Source organism: Pantoea sp. SO10, assembly GCF_005281435.1.
GTDB lineage: Bacteria > Pseudomonadota > Gammaproteobacteria > Enterobacterales > Enterobacteriaceae > Pantoea > Pantoea leporis.
The window spans coordinates 1,073,169-1,086,417 of record NZ_CP040095.1 but is presented as its reverse complement, the minus strand read 5'-3'; the positions used below and the strand labels follow the sequence as shown (position 1 = coordinate 1,086,417).

Sequence of the window (13,249 nt, the reverse complement as noted above, 5' to 3'; positions counted from 1 at the left end):
TGTAAGTTTACATACATTTGTGAATGTATGTACCATAGCATGACCCGTGTTTTAACGCAGCAATGGGTTTATCGGTTTGTGATCCATTGATCATTTGATATCGGACACTAGAGGTTTATTTATGAATAAAAACAGAGGATTAGCGCCTCTGGCGGCCGTCCTGATGCTATCAGGCAGCTTTGTGTTAACAGGATGTGATGATAATAAATCCCAGCAAGCCGCCCAGCAGCAGCCCCCAGAAGTGGGTGTTGTAACGTTAAAAAACGAACCCTTGAAAATTACCACCGAGCTGCCGGGCCGTACCTCGGCTTTCCGCGTTGCGGAAGTTCGCCCTCAGGTGTCAGGAATTATCCTCAAGCGTAATTTTGTTGAAGGTAGTGATGTAAAAGCCGGTCAGTCGCTGTATCAGATTGATCCAGCCACCTATCAGGCGGCCTACGACAGCGCTAAAGCGGATCTCGCCCAGGCTGAAGCCAATGCGCGTGTTGCGCAGTTAACCATTACTCGCTATAAGCCGCTGCTGGGTACTAAGTACATCAGTCAGCAGGACTATGACACCGCCGCAGGCACCGCAGCCCAGACTGCTGCTGCTGCCCAGGCTGCGCGTGCCAACGTCGAAACTGCGCGCATCAATCTGGCGTATACCAAAGTGACGTCACCCATCAGCGGCCGTATTGGTAAATCGTCGGTAACCGAAGGTGCGCTGGTTTCCAACGGGCAAACCACTGCCCTGGCGACCGTGCAACAGCTCGATCCTATGTATGTCGATGTGACCCAATCCAGTGATGATTTCCTGCGTCTGCGCGCAGAGCTGGAATCCGGTCAGCTGAAACAGAACGACGGTAAGGCCAACGTCACCCTGCTGATGCAAAACGGTAACGCATACCCGCAGACAGGCACATTGGAATTCTCTGATGTGAGCGTGGATGAAACCACCGGCTCGATCACGCTGCGCGCCATCTTCCCGAACCCGGACAATCGCCTGCTGCCAGGCATGTTTGTTCGTGCGCGTCTGGATGAGGGCACCAATCCCACCGCACTGCTGGTGCCGCAACAGGGCGTAACACGCACCCCAACCGGTCAGGCAACCGCAATGGTGGTTGGCGCAGATAATAAAGTGGAATCCCGTAACATCACCGCTAATCAGGCATTTGGCGACAAATGGCTGGTGACGGAAGGTCTGAAAGAAGGCGATCGGGTGATCACCACCGGTATCCAGCGTGCCAAACCGGGTGCGCAGGTGACGCCAAAAGAAGTCTCCGATGATGCCAAAGCTGCACCAGAATCACCGTCTGCTAAATCATCCTCATAACAGGAGCCACTGATACATGGCTAAGTTCTTTATTGATCGCCCCATTTTTGCGTGGGTGCTCGCCATCATCATCATGTTGGCCGGTGTGCTATCGATTATCAGCCTGCCGATTGAGCAATATCCCAATGTTGCACCGCCGGCGGTTGAAATCCAGGCCACCTATCCGGGTGCTGATGCGAAAACGCTGCAAGATTCGGTGACGCAGGTCATCGAGCAAAACATGAACGGTATCGATGGACTGATGTATATGTCCTCGAGCAGTGACTCGTCGGGTACATTGACGCTGACGCTGACCTTCCAATCCGGTACTGATGCCGATATCGCGCAGGTTCAGGTGCAGAACAAACTGCAGCTGGCCACGCCGTTACTGCCACAGGAAGTACAGCAACAGGGTATTCAGGTTAAGAAATCCTCTAGCAGCTTCCTGATGGTGGCGGGTTTTGTCAGTGATGATGGCACCATGACGCAGAATGATATTTCTGACTATGTTGCTTCAAACATCAAAGATCCGGTCAGCCGTATGCCGGGTGTCGGTGATACTCAGGTGTTTGGTGCGCAGTATGCGATGCGCATCTGGCTGGACCCACACAAGCTGAACAACTATTCACTGACACCAGTGGATGTGATCAACGCGCTGAAAATCCAGAACACCCAGATCGCCGCGGGTCAGTTGGGCGGTACGCCACCTGTACCAGGCCAACAGCTGAATGCCTCGATCATTGCGCAAACCCGTCTGACATCGACAGATGAGTTCGGCAATATTCTGCTGAAGGTGAATCAGGATGGTTCGCAGGTACGTCTGCGTGACGTGGCGAAGATTGAACTTGGTGGTGAAAACTACGAGATCATCGCGCGTTATAACGGCAAACCGGCTTCCGGTATCGGTATCAAACTGGCCACCGGCGCTAACGCACTGGACACCGCCGATGCGGTGAAAGCAGAACTGGCGAAACTGGAGCCGTTCTTCCCGGCAGGCATGAAAACGGTTTATCCGTACGACACCACACCGTTCGTGAAAATTTCGATTTTCGAAGTGGTGAAAACGCTGTTCGAAGCAATCGTGCTGGTGTTCCTGGTGATGTATCTGTTCCTGCAGAACTTCCGTGCGACGCTGATTCCAACCATCGCCGTTCCTGTTGTGTTGCTCGGAACCTTTGCGATCATCAGTGCCTTTGGCTACTCGATAAACACCCTGACGATGTTCGGGATGGTGCTCGCCATTGGCCTGCTGGTGGACGACGCCATCGTGGTGGTAGAGAACGTCGAACGTGTAATGGCGGAAGAAGGCTTACCGCCGAAAGAAGCGACCAAACGTTCGATGGAGCAGATTCAGGGCGCATTGGTCGGTATTGCCTTGGTGCTGTCAGCGGTATTTATTCCAATGGCGTTCTTCGGTGGTTCAACCGGCGTCATTTATCGCCAGTTCTCCATCACCATCGTTTCGGCGATGGCGCTGTCGGTGCTGGTGGCGTTGATCCTGACGCCTGCGCTTTGTGCCACCATGCTGAAGCCAGTGGAGAAAGGCGCTCACGGCAAAACCACCGGTTTCTTCGGCTGGTTTAACCGCCTGTTTGATAAGAGCACCAACCACTACGTTGATAGTGTCGGTCATATCATTCGCAGCACCGGCCGTTACCTGCTGATTTATCTGGTGATCGTGGTCGGCATGGCGTACCTGTTCCTGAAACTGCCTACCTCATTCCTGCCGGAAGAGGATCAGGGTTTGTTACTGGCGCAGGCGCAATTGCCAGCCGGTGCTACCCAGGAACGTACCCAGAAAGTATTGGATCAGGTGACGGATTACTTCCTGACCAAAGAGAAAGACAGCGTTAATTCCGTGTTTACCGTTAACGGCTTCGGCTTCGCCGGTCGTGGACAGAACACCGGTATTGCGTTCGTCAGCCTCAAGCCGTGGGATGAGCGTGGCGATGCCAACCTGAAAGTGCCTGCGATTGCCGGTCGTGCCATGCAGGCGCTCGGTCAAATCAAAGATGCGATGGTGTTCCCGTTCAACCTGCCAGCAATTATCGAACTGGGTAACGCCACCGGCTTCGACTTCATGCTGACCGATCAGGGTAACCTGGGTCACGAGAAGCTGACCGCCGCGCGTAACCAGCTGTTTGGCATGATCGCCCAGCATTCGGATACGCTGGTAGGTGTGCGTCCAAACGGCATGGAAGATACGCCGCAGTACAAACTGATCATCGACCAAGAGAAAGCGCAGGCGCTGGGTGTGTCGCTGTCTGACATCAATACCACGCTGGCTTCAGCATGGGGCGGTTCTTACGTCAACGACTTCATCGACCGCGGTCGCGTGAAGAAGGTGTACGTTATGGGCAAGGCCGATTCACGTATGTTGCCGGACGATATCAGTAAATGGTACGTGCGCAACAGCGGCGGCACCATGGTACCGTTCTCCGCCTTCTCTTCGGCGAAGTGGCAGTACGGTTCACCGCGTCTGGAACGTTACAACGGCTTGCCATCGATGGAGATTCTGGGCCAGGCTGCGCCAGGCAAGAGCTCCGGTGATGCCATGAACCTGATGGAAGAGTTGGCAGGAAAACTGCCGGCGGGTATCGGTTACGACTGGACCGGCATGTCCTATCAGGAACGCTTGTCAGGAAACCAAGCTCCGGCGCTGTATGCTATCTCACTGATTGTGGTGTTCCTGTGTCTGGCCGCGCTGTATGAGAGCTGGTCGATTCCGTTCTCGGTCATGTTGGTGGTACCGCTGGGTGTTGTCGGCGCACTGATCTTCACCACGCTGCGTGGCCTAAGTAACGACGTCTACTTTGTGGTGGGCTTGTTGACGACCATAGGATTGTCGGCGAAGAACGCCATCCTGATTGTCGAATTCGCCAAGGATTTGATGGAGAAGGAAGGTAAAGGGTTGGTGGAATCCACGCTGGAAGCATCCCGTATGCGTCTGCGTCCGATTCTGATGACCTCACTCGCCTTTATCCTCGGCGTAATGCCGCTGGCGATCAGCACCGGTGCGGGTTCTGGCGCACAGAACGCGGTAGGTACCGGCGTAATGGGCGGGATGGTAACAGCGACCGCGCTGGCTATCTTCTTCGTTCCAGTGTTCTTCGTGGTGGTACGTCGCCGCTTCAGTAAGAACAAAGGTGACCTGGAACACGGTCATCCGGTTGAGCACAAACACTAAGTTTTACTCTTCCCTAAAAGGCCGCTGATGCGGCCTTTTTTATTGCTGTTTCCCTGCCCCACCAAAATCCCTGCGTTTTTCACGGTTGCAATCAGCCATGTTCGGGCTCATACTATTGTTATAGTATAACATTACATAGCGAGGTTACTATGAAACCGAATATCCATCCTCTTTATCGCCCAGTGGTGTTCCACGACACCTCGGCCAACGAATACTTTAAAGTCGGCTCCACCATCAAAACCGAGCGCACCATTGAGTATGAAGGTGAAGTGCTGCCGTATGTCACGCTGGATGTCTCGTCAAAATCCCACGTGTTCTACACCGGCAAGCAGAAAGACTTTGCTAAAGAAGGCAGCACCGCGCGCTTCAACCAGCGTTTCGGCAGCTTCCTGTCGCGCAACAAGTAACGCTGGAGAGAACAGATGCAGGTATTGAGTTCATTGCGCTCTGCAAAGACGCGCCATAAGGATTGCAAAGTCGTGCGTCGTAATGGTCGCATCTATGTGATTTGCAAAACTAACCCGCGCTTTAAGGCGGTTCAGGGAAGAAAGAAAAAAAGGTAGAAAAGTGTCGTGATAGTTGGCCGGGATGCTCCCCGGCCTTTTTTTTACTTCATGCTATGCAAAATGGCGTCAACATTGTGTTTGAACGCGGCGACATAGGTCGCTGCTGGGCCATTCGCTTCCGACAGCGCCTCAGGATAAAGTTCCCCGCCCGGCTGCGCGCCGGTTTCGCTGGCAATCTGTTTTACCAGTCGCGGATCGGTTTGATTCTCCATGAAGTAGGTTTTGATGTGCTCGGCCTTCAGTTGTTGGATGATCGAGGCCACGTCGCTGGCGCTGGCTTCCGCTTCGGTAGAGAAACCCACCGGCGCCAGGAAACTGACGCCATAGCGTTGGCCAAAGTAGCCAAAGGCATCATGGCTGGTCAGCACTTTACGCTTGCTCTTCGGCACTTCGGCAAAGGCATTTTTCGCCCAGCTATCCAGCTTCTGCAGCTGCTGAATGTAACTTTCACCGCTTTTACGAATATCCGCCGCATCTTCTGGATCGGCTTTGATCAGCGCATTCATCACATTAGTGGCGTAGATCACACCGTTTTGCATGCTGTTCCACGCGTGCGGATCGGTGACACTTTTGCCGTCCTCTTCCATCTTGCGCGTGTTGACACCGTTCGATGCCACTACGATGGTGCCTTTATAGCCTGACGCGCTGATTAGGCGATCCATCCAGCCTTCCATGCCCAAACCGCTCACGAATACCACATCCGCCTTCGACAGCGCCTGGCTATCCTGCGGCGTCGGTTCGAAGGTGTGCGGGTCGCCATTCGGCCCGACCAGCGATTTCACGTTAACGTGATCGCCACCAACCTGTTTAACGATATCCGCCAGCACGGTAAAGCTCGCCACAACATCAACGCTTTTCGCCAGCGACAGCGGGCTTGCCAGCATGGCGCCAATCGCCAGACTCAGCGGTAACTTTTTCATTCCTATCCCCTTATTGGTTTGGTTATCGACGGCGCAACAGGCCGCCACATGGTCCTGTCAAAACAGAAAGCAGAAACAGCACCGCAGCACTGAGCACCACCGCCGGTCCAGCCGGCAGCGAGAAATGCCACGAAAGAATCAGGCCGATAAATGCTGAGACGATCGCCAGCAGCATGGCGATGCCGAGCATGTAAGCCAGATGGCGGCTCCAGAAGCGTGCGCTGGTGGCCGGCAACATCATCAATCCCACCGACATCAGCGTGCCCAGCACCCGAAAGCCCGCCACCAGATTGAGCACCACCAGCATCAGAAACAGACCGTGCACCAGCGGAGCGCTCCATTTGCCCTGAGCGCGCAGGAAATCGGGATCGAAGGCATCGATCACCAGCGGACGGAAGATCACCGCCAGCAGCAGCAAGGTCGTAGCCGCAATGCCGCCGACCAGCAGAATCGCCGCGTTATCCACCGCCAGCAGCGATCCAAATAACACGTGCAGCAGATCGACGCTGGAGCCGCGCAGCGACACCAGTGTGACGCCGAGTGCAAGAGAGCCGAGGTAAAAGCCGGAAAAACTGGCATCCTCTTTGAGATGCGTATAACGGCTGACCGCTCCCGAGAGCAGCGCCACCGCCAACCCGGCAATCAGGCCGCCGATACCCATCGCCACCAGCGATAATCCCGATACCAGATAACCAATCGCCGCGCCGGGTAACACAGCATGTGATAAGGCATCGCCGACCAGACTCATGCGGCGCAGGGAAAGGAAAACGCCCAGCGGCGTGGCGCTGATCGCTAATGCAACGCAGGCCACCAGCGCACGGCGCATAAAACCAAATTCGATAAATGGTTGGAGTAATGTCACGACGCCACCCTACGCAACGTTGGCGTTTGTGCGGCATCAGCGTCATCGAGCGATAACACATCCTGAAAATAGCGCGCCACCAGCGGACGATCGTGTAGCACGACTAATAATGTGGTGCCCGCCTGCTGCTGCTGTTCGAGAATCGACATCAGCAAGGTGACGGTTTGGCTATCAATGCCGTTGAAGGGTTCATCCAGCAGCCAGAGCTGGCTGCGCTGCAGCATTAAGCGCGCGAACAGCACGCGCTGCAGTTGCCCGCCAGATAACGTCGATGGCTGCGCATCGGCGAACTCACGCATTTGTACCGCATCCAGCGCGGCATCGATTTCCAGGCGCAAGGCGCGATTGATACCACCAAACCAGCCGCAGCGTGGCCAGCAGCCCATCGCCACCAGTTCATAAGCAGTAAGAGGAAAGCGGGTTTCAAGTTCACTGCGTTGCGGTAACCAGCCCAGCGCTTTGCGTGGGATGTGCAATTCGCAGTTGCCGGAAATTGGCGGTAGTAAGCCGGCAATGGTTTTTAATAATGTCGATTTGCCGGTGCCGTTAGCGCCAATCAGCGCCGTCATGCTGCCTGTTGCCAGCTCACCGTTAACGACCGGCGTCACCGCACGGCCTTGATAACCGGCTTGTAAGCGGTTGAAATGCATCATTTCTGCATGCCCCAATATAAGGCCAGCGCTAGCAAGGCAATCAGCATCAGCGCAACCAGCAAACGGCCGCCAAGGGAAAGAAGTAAACCGCTGTGATTCATACTCAACAACCAATAATGTTATAACATAACAATTATCATACCCGACTCATCCTCAATTGCGCCCAGGCAAAAGTGTTTCAAAAGTTGATCGATCATGAAGATAGCCGCGCTAATTCGCCGTTTCGCCATGATTGTGTTATGAAACCCATCACAACGATTACTCTTTCTGTTTATTAGCGACTTGCAATGTCACTCAATAAGCACAATGATAGAAACATCATTCTTTTACTGGATACAAAATGCCGTCTATTATTCATTGTGATATTGCTATGGATGAGGACGATTGCGAAAAGTTGGTCAGAATTATCCAGGGGAATATTCTCAAAATAGCCGAGGCATTAGCCGGTGATTTACAGTGGTATTCTCAAAACGCGCAATTAGTTCCCGATAGCTTCCAGATTATTTCTATTCAACCAACCGACAATAATCGATTTAAAATGCTTTACGATTTCAGCTGGAATTTATTTAATCCTTGCCTGGATTTAAATGAAACGTTTACGCGTCGTGAAGAAGTGTTGTTTCAGGTAAAGCCCGGCGCGCTGGTGTTTGACGTGATTGACAATGAGCGCCCCTCTCCTGCCGATGAATTGTAATATTTGGTAATTGAGGTGAGCAAAGCTAATGATTGTGGATTACATTTAAGGAGTCGCTGAATTCAATTTTATTCGATATCGCTTCCTGGTAGCTTTTCTTAATCTCGCCGCGCTGCGGTAACTGTGCTAGCTATGGAGGGGGAAAAAGATGGACGAATACTCACCGAAACGGCATGATATTGCCCAGCTTAAATACCTGTGTGAGAACCTGTTCGACGAAAGTATGGCGACATTGACCGACAGCCATCATGGTTGGGTTAATGATCCTACTTCGGAAAGCAATTTACAGCTCAACGATTTGATTGAGCATATCGCTTCTTTCACGATGAATTACAAAATTAAGCACGTTGAAGATGAAGCCCTGATTACGCAAATCGATGAATATCTTGACGATACCTTTATGCTGTTCAGCAGCTATGGAATCAATACTCAGGATCTACAACGGTGGCAGCGTTCAGCAAAACGCTTATTTAATCTGTTTGCCGAAGAGTGCGCTTATCTCCAACAACCTAGCCATTCCTTTTAGCACCAGACTGAGACCGGTTTATTTATGAGCAACCAAGCCTTAACTAAAACAGATTATTTGATGCGACTGCGCCGCTGTCGCTCAATCGATACCCTTGAACGGGTTATCGAAAAAAACAAGTATGAATTACCTGATAATGAACTCGCGGTATTCTATTCGGCAGCCGATCATCGTCTGGCTGAACTGACAATGAATAAGCTTTACGATAAAGTACCGGTTTCTGTCTGGAAGTTCGTCCGCTAAGTTTTTCCCCTAACAGCCGATCTGCACCATCATCGTTTTGATCAAGGATTGAATCACCGGCAAAGGATTGCCAGATTTCTCTGTGCGTAAAATTCTGTGGAGTATGAGGCGGGTACAAATTGGTGGGGGCCCTGCCAGCTACATCCCGGCACACGCGTCGCCTGCTGCGGCTGCTTCCTTCCGGATCTGACCGAGTTCACAAGTTAGCATTGCGGGAGAACCAACAGGGCCCCCATTGACAAGCCCTCATTTCGAGAGCGCAGGCATTATCAAGTATGCCCCCGGCAATTGCAAGCGCAGGCCCGACAACCGTTGGTTTCTTGCACAAGCACACAGCAATGCGCTGATGTCTACCCTTCTGCATGCTAAAGTTTGCCCTTTCCAGATAAAAATAGGTACGCATATGAGCGACCAAAACAATTTCTCTGAGCGCGTCTGGCAGATCATCGCGGCCATTCCGCCAGGAAAGGTCACTACTTACGGGGATGTTGCGCAATTAGCGGGTTCGCCGCGTGCGGCACGCCAGGTGGGTGGCGTGTTACGCCGTTTGCCGGAAGGCAGTAAATTACCCTGGTTTCGCGTTATCAATCGCCATGGCCGCATTTCATTACAGGGTGACGACTTGTTTCGTCAGCGCGATGCGCTGGAAGCGGAAGGGATTGAAGTGAGCGATGCTGGGGAGATCGAGTTAGAGAAATATCGGTGGGAGATTTAGCGGTGCGATATGTCGCGCACAAGCCTGCAGCCAATCGCACTGAACGTCGCACGCTGGAAAGCATCGTTGTGGAGTAAAGCGTCACACACCATGGATGGCGTGTGACGAGCGTTCAGGGACGAGACAGCGACTTTACGGAACAACGATGCTTTCCGGCGCTCTCCCGTCCCATCAATCGAAATTACAGACTTGTCGGTGCCGGCACCGAAGCAGATGGCGTCACCTGCGTAGGTGAAGTCGAAGGCACTGTTGTTGCTGCTCCCGGCTGGGTTTGCATCGCGACGTTGGTCACTGGCACCAACAGCAGTTCGGCTTTTGTTCCGCCCTGATTAATCACCGGTTTCACCGTATCGGTGATAAACGCCAGCTTGCCATCAATCGAAATCGCCGCACTCAACAGAATGCGCGCGTTCGGCTGGATGTCAGCCGGGTTAAACGGCAAGACAAACTGGAACGGCGACTGTTTCCCTTCAGTACGCACCACGCGCTGCGACAGCACTTTTGAAGGCGCGTCGGCCAGCGATGCATCTGATAGCGTAACGGTCAGCACAGAATCCGGCGGCAGCGCAATGCGCTGGCGGATATACACCGAACCACTGACATTAGGCTGCGCAATCGCGGCCTGCTGCCCCGCTACCGCTGAGCCGAGTGTGGGTGTGGCTACCGGCTTGCTGTGGTCCGCACAACCGGTAATCGCCGCAGCCAGGGTCATACCGCTAATAACTTGCCAGAGTTTCATCGATGTCGTCTCCTTATGAACACTATGATTGTCGGCGGTAAATTCATTGCTTAGCTTTTCAGCCGCCGAATGACCTTAATTCTGGCACAAATATCGGCATTGCGCCTAAACCCTCCGCCAGCCCGCTGAAATCGCGGCAAAATCATTGACGGAAACTGGTCGGATCTTTCACACTGACGCGATGAGTCACGCTGAGGAATCCGCTATGAGCCAGGCACTGCACAACCTGCTTAATTTATTAAATCTGGAAAAACTGGAAGAAGGCCTGTTTCGTGGTCAGAGCGAAGATCTGGGCTTGCGCCAGGTGTTTGGTGGCCAGGTAGTCGGCCAGGCGCTGTATGCCGCGAAACAAACGGTGCCGGAAGAGCGCATCATTCACTCCTTCCACAGCTACTTTCTACGTCCGGGCGATAGCCAAAAAGCCATCATTTATGATGTCGAAACGCTGCGTGACGGCAAAAGCTTCAGCGCACGCCGCGTTAGCGCGGTACAGAATGGTCAGCCGATCTTCTACATGACGGCTTCGTTCCAGGCACCTGAAAGCGGCTTCGAGCATCAGAATGAAATGCCGCAGGTGCCGGGCCCGGATAATCTACCATCGGAACAGGATTTGGCGAAGAAGCTGGCCGCGCATCTGCCACTCAAGCTGAAAGAAAAATTCCTCGCCGAGCGTCCGCTGGATATTCGTCCGGTGCAAATTCATAACCCGCTGAAAGGCCACGTCGATGAGCCGCTGCGTCAGGTGTGGATTCGTGCCAACGGCGAGTTACCGGCCGATCGTCGTATCCATCAATATCTGCTGGGCTATGCCTCGGATCTCAACTTCCTGCCGGTGGCGCTGCAGCCGCACGGTAAAGGCTTCCTCGAAGCCGATATGCAGGTTGCAACCATCGATCACTCAATGTGGTTCCATCGTCCGTTCGACTTGTCTGAATGGCTGCTGTACAGCGTGGTGAGCACTTCCGCCTCGGGCGCGCGCGGTTTTGTGCGGGGTGAGTTTTATACCCAGGATGGCCGACTGGTGGCGACCACGGTGCAGGAAGGCGTGATGCGCCAACGCGACGCATAAAAAAAAGGGGCGATAAAATCGCCCCTCTGTTTTTTTATAATTTTAGCGCACTGCTCTTCTTTAGCCCGGCGGTTACTGGTTGTAAGCGTTCTCGCCGTGGCTGTTTACATCCAGACCTTCACGTTCCTGATCTTCCGGAACACGCAGGCCAACAATCATATCCGCCAGTTTGAAGCCGATGAAGGCTACAACTGCAGTCCAGACGATGGTCACACCCACGCTGAACAGCTGAATCCAAACCTGATGGCCCATGGTCACGCCTTCTGCGTAGCCTACGCCGCCCAGTGAAGAGGACGCGAACACGCCGGTCAGGATACAACCAAGGATGCCACACACGCCGTGCACACCGAACACATCACATGGGTCATCAACGCGCAGCCATTTCTTCAGGGTTGTTACGCCCCACAGACCGGCTAAACCACCCGCCAGACCGATAATCAGCGCGCCGCCGACACCCACATAACCACAAGCAGGGGTAATCGCCACCAGACCAGCGATGAAGCCCGAGCAAGCGCCAAGCAGAGAAGGTTTACCGCGTACCGCCCACTCGCCAAACACCCACGACAGCACCGCACCTGCGGTAGCCACCACGGTATTCAGGAACGCCAGCGCGGCAATTTCGTTAGCTGAGGAAGCAGAACCAGCGTTGAAGCCGAACCAGCCCACATACAGAATCGCGGTACCGAGGAACACCATCGGCAGGTTGTGTGGTTTGAAGGCTTCTTTGCCGAAACCAGCACGTTTGCCCACCAGGTAAGCGCCCACCAGGCCAGCAACCGCTGCGTTGATGTGAACCACGGTGCCGCCCGCGAAGTCGAGCGCGCCATCTTGCGCCAGCAAGCCACCAGCCCATACCATGTGTGCGATTGGCAGATAAGCCAGCGTCAGCCATACCACCACGAAGATCAATACCGCAGAGAAGCGAATACGTTCAGCCAGCGCACCAACAATCAGGCCGACGGTGATACAGGCGAAGGAAGCCTGGAACGCGATGTGAATGTACTGATAGAAGCTGCCCATCAGCGCTTTCAGCTCAATATTTTTCAGCATCGCCCACTGGAAGCTACCGAAGAAGGCGTTGCCTTCACTGAACGCCAGTGAGTAGCCGTAAATTACCCACAGCACGCAAACCAGTGAGAAGGTCACCGCAACCTGCGTCAGCATCGACAGCACGTTCTTGCCGCGAATCAAACCGCCGTAGAACAGCGCAATGCCGGGAATCGACATAAACAGTACCAAGGCGGTACAGATCATCATAAAGGCGTTATCGGCTTTATCCGCTACTGCAGGGGCTGCCGCCATCGCCAGAGAAGGTAACAGCGCAAGGCTGGTGAGGCCCAACTTCGTTATCAGTTTATTCATTTCTTTCCATCCCATCACAATTCAGAGCCCCAGTTACAGTGCTGCTTCGTCGGTCTCGCCGGTACGAATACGAATGACGCGCTGCAGTTCTGCGACGAAAATCTTGCCGTCGCCAATTTTGCCGGTATACGCGGCTTTGCTGATGACATCGACCACTTCATCAAGTTGGTCGTCCGCAATAGCGATATCAATTTTTACTTTTGGCAGGAAGTTAACGCTGTACTCGGCACCGCGATAAAGCTCTGCGTGACCTTTCTGGCGACCAAAACCTTTAACCTCGGTAACGGTCAGTCCCTGAATGCCAATAGAGGATAAGGCTTCACGCACGTCCTCCAGCTTAAATGGTTTGATTACCACGGTAACCAGCTTCATACGTTCCCCTCCGGATAAGAAATTGAGTGAGTCTTCGCGGACACGTAGGG

General features: G+C 53.6%; 15 protein-coding genes and 1 other RNA gene. 9 read left to right on the top strand and 7 right to left on the bottom strand.

Annotated elements, in window-relative coordinates; translation table 11 throughout:
• The first annotated feature begins 121 nt into the window (after positions 1 to 121).
• The 4 genes from FCN45_RS04950 (at position 122) to ykgO (ending at position 5,041) form a co-directional block, all read left to right on the top strand.
• A complete protein-coding gene (locus FCN45_RS04950) occupies positions 122 to 1,312 on the top strand; it encodes an efflux RND transporter periplasmic adaptor subunit (RefSeq protein WP_101762404.1) in 1,191 nt (396 codons plus the stop codon).
• 16 nt (positions 1,313 to 1,328) lie between these two features.
• Positions 1,329 to 4,478 (top strand): efflux RND transporter permease subunit, encoded by a 3,150-nt coding sequence (locus FCN45_RS04945; RefSeq protein WP_137385286.1) that lies wholly within the window; start codon positions 1,329 to 1,331, stop codon positions 4,476 to 4,478.
• Between the two features lie 149 nt (positions 4,479 to 4,627).
• On the top strand, positions 4,628 to 4,885 hold the full coding sequence (locus tag FCN45_RS04940) for a type B 50S ribosomal protein L31 (protein WP_101762406.1): 258 nt from the start codon (positions 4,628 to 4,630) through the stop codon (positions 4,883 to 4,885).
• 15 nt (positions 4,886 to 4,900) lie between these two features.
• Complete coding sequence (gene ykgO, locus FCN45_RS04935) at positions 4,901 to 5,041, top strand: type B 50S ribosomal protein L36 (RefSeq protein WP_137385285.1); 141 nt, start codon at positions 4,901 to 4,903, stop codon at positions 5,039 to 5,041.
• 44 nt (positions 5,042 to 5,085) lie between these two features.
• On the opposite strand, the gene FCN45_RS04930 is transcribed toward ykgO, so the two are convergent.
• Genes FCN45_RS04930 through FCN45_RS04920 form a run of 3 tightly spaced genes read right to left on the bottom strand, consistent with a single transcriptional unit; the run spans position 5,086 to position 7,479 of the window.
• Positions 5,086 to 5,964, bottom strand: coding sequence for a metal ABC transporter substrate-binding protein (locus FCN45_RS04930; RefSeq protein ID WP_110867733.1), 879 nt, complete (start codon positions 5,962 to 5,964; stop codon positions 5,086 to 5,088).
• 22 nt (positions 5,965 to 5,986) lie between these two features.
• Positions 5,987 to 6,826, bottom strand: a complete 840-nt coding sequence (locus FCN45_RS04925) for a metal ABC transporter permease (RefSeq protein ID WP_137385284.1) — start codon at positions 6,824 to 6,826, stop codon at positions 5,987 to 5,989.
• Positions 6,823 to 7,479 (bottom strand): metal ABC transporter ATP-binding protein, encoded by a 657-nt coding sequence (locus tag FCN45_RS04920; protein ID WP_137385283.1) that lies wholly within the window; start codon positions 7,477 to 7,479, stop codon positions 6,823 to 6,825. Before FCN45_RS04920 ends, FCN45_RS04925 begins: the two co-directional genes overlap by 4 nt.
• Before the next feature lie 340 nt (positions 7,480 to 7,819).
• On the opposite strand from FCN45_RS04920, the gene FCN45_RS04915 reads away from it, so the two are divergent.
• From FCN45_RS04915 to FCN45_RS04905, 3 genes are all read left to right on the top strand, one after another.
• Entirely contained in the window at positions 7,820 to 8,173 is a 354-nt protein-coding gene (locus tag FCN45_RS04915) for a hypothetical protein (protein ID WP_137385282.1), read from the top strand.
• A 148-nt stretch (positions 8,174 to 8,321) separates the two neighbouring features.
• Positions 8,322 to 8,699: an Hha toxicity modulator TomB gene (gene tomB / locus FCN45_RS04910; RefSeq protein ID WP_007886936.1), complete on the top strand. Its 378-nt coding sequence runs from the start codon at positions 8,322 to 8,324 to the stop codon at positions 8,697 to 8,699.
• Between the two features lie 24 nt (positions 8,700 to 8,723).
• Positions 8,724 to 8,942 carry an HHA domain-containing protein gene (locus FCN45_RS04905; RefSeq protein ID WP_007886938.1) on the top strand — a complete coding sequence of 73 codons (219 nt, stop codon included), beginning with the start codon at positions 8,724 to 8,726 and terminating at the stop codon, positions 8,940 to 8,942.
• 129 nt (positions 8,943 to 9,071) lie between these two features.
• Here FCN45_RS04905 and ffs read toward each other — a convergent pair.
• An RNA gene (ffs, locus tag FCN45_RS04900) (signal recognition particle sRNA small type) lies at positions 9,072 to 9,168 on the bottom strand.
• 177 nt (positions 9,169 to 9,345) lie between these two features.
• Here ffs and FCN45_RS04895 point away from each other — a divergent pair.
• Complete coding sequence (locus FCN45_RS04895; protein WP_008103902.1) at positions 9,346 to 9,657, top strand: MGMT family protein; 312 nt, start codon at positions 9,346 to 9,348, stop codon at positions 9,655 to 9,657.
• A gap of 181 nt (positions 9,658 to 9,838) precedes the next feature.
• Here the strand turns inward: FCN45_RS04895 and FCN45_RS04890 are convergent, their stop codons facing one another.
• A complete protein-coding gene (locus FCN45_RS04890; RefSeq protein ID WP_110867736.1) occupies positions 9,839 to 10,396 on the bottom strand; it encodes a YbaY family lipoprotein in 558 nt (185 codons plus the stop codon).
• 205 nt (positions 10,397 to 10,601) lie between these two features.
• On the opposite strand from FCN45_RS04890, the gene tesB reads away from it, so the two are divergent.
• Positions 10,602 to 11,465 (top strand): acyl-CoA thioesterase II, encoded by an 864-nt coding sequence (gene tesB / locus FCN45_RS04885; protein ID WP_101762413.1) that lies wholly within the window; start codon positions 10,602 to 10,604, stop codon positions 11,463 to 11,465.
• A gap of 72 nt (positions 11,466 to 11,537) precedes the next feature.
• Here the strand turns inward: tesB and amtB are convergent, their stop codons facing one another.
• Complete coding sequence (gene amtB / locus FCN45_RS04880; RefSeq protein WP_101762414.1) at positions 11,538 to 12,827, bottom strand: ammonium transporter AmtB; 1,290 nt, start codon at positions 12,825 to 12,827, stop codon at positions 11,538 to 11,540.
• A gap of 33 nt (positions 12,828 to 12,860) precedes the next feature.
• Positions 12,861 to 13,199: a P-II family nitrogen regulator gene (glnK, locus tag FCN45_RS04875; protein WP_007886947.1), complete on the bottom strand. Its 339-nt coding sequence runs from the start codon at positions 13,197 to 13,199 to the stop codon at positions 12,861 to 12,863.
• Positions 13,200 to 13,249 lie beyond the last annotated feature (50 nt).